The sequence below is a fragment of the Thermomonas fusca genome (assembly GCF_005862345.1).
GTDB classification, from domain to species: domain Bacteria; phylum Pseudomonadota; class Gammaproteobacteria; order Xanthomonadales; family Xanthomonadaceae; genus Thermomonas; species Thermomonas fusca.
In genome coordinates, this window is record NZ_SROY01000015.1 from 1 (window position 1) to 915 (window position 915).

Below are 915 nucleotides of genomic sequence, written 5' to 3' on the forward strand. Positions count from 1 at the left end.
TGGACCGACCAGATTTCCGTAGACACTCAGTCGCTGCGTTGCGCGTAGCGCCTCTCGAACTCTACTGGTGACATGCCGCCAGCGGAACCATGCCGGCGGATCGGGTTGTAGAACATCTCGATGTAGTCGAACACGTCGGATGCCGCAGCGGCACGTGATGGGTAGATCCGCCGCTTGATCCGCTCCTTCTTCAGGACGCTGAAAAAGCTCTCGGCCACCGCGTTGTCGTGGCAGTTCCCGCGCCGGCTCATGCTCGGCACCATCCGATGCGCCTTCAGGAACGATTGCCAGTCGCTGCTGGTGAACTGGCAGCCCTGATCGGAATGGACCATCACGCCCGCGGCCGGTTTGCGCCGCCATGCGGCAGCGACCAGTGCCTGCAGCACCAGGTCGCTGGTCATCGTCGGCGCCGTCGCCCAGCCGACGATCTGCCGTGAGTACAGGTCCATCACCGCCGCCAGGAACAGCCAGCCCTCGTAGGTGCGGATGTAGGTGATGTCGGTCACCCAGACCTTGTTGGGCAGTCGCGGTTGAGCACGTTGGCCACCACGCCAACCGGACCGCCGCGATGACGCGGCTTGCGGCCATAACCCACCTGTGCCCGCAGGCCCTCGGCCTTCATCAGCCGCCAGACCCGATGGCGGCTGCAGCGTTCGCCGGCTTCGCGCAGATCCAGGGCGATCTTGCGATAGCCATACACCGCACCGCTGGCCAGCCAATGATGCTTGATCAGCCCAAGAAGACGCTGGTCCTCCTGCTCGCGAGCACTGGCACCTTGGCGTAGCCACGCGTAGTAGCCGCTGCGGTGCACGCCCAGCACCCGGCACATCGCCACCAGGCGGAACTCGCGGACGTGCACGCGCATGAACGCGTACTTCGCCTTTACCCCTTGGCAAAGTACGCGGCGGCTTTTTT

At 64.6% G+C, this 915-nt stretch carries 1 pseudogene; it reads right to left on the bottom strand.

The features are described 5' to 3' along the window. Positions 1 to 26: 26 nt before the first annotated feature. Positions 27 to 915, bottom strand: a pseudogene (locus E5S66_RS13500) (IS3 family transposase); the annotation flags it as partial.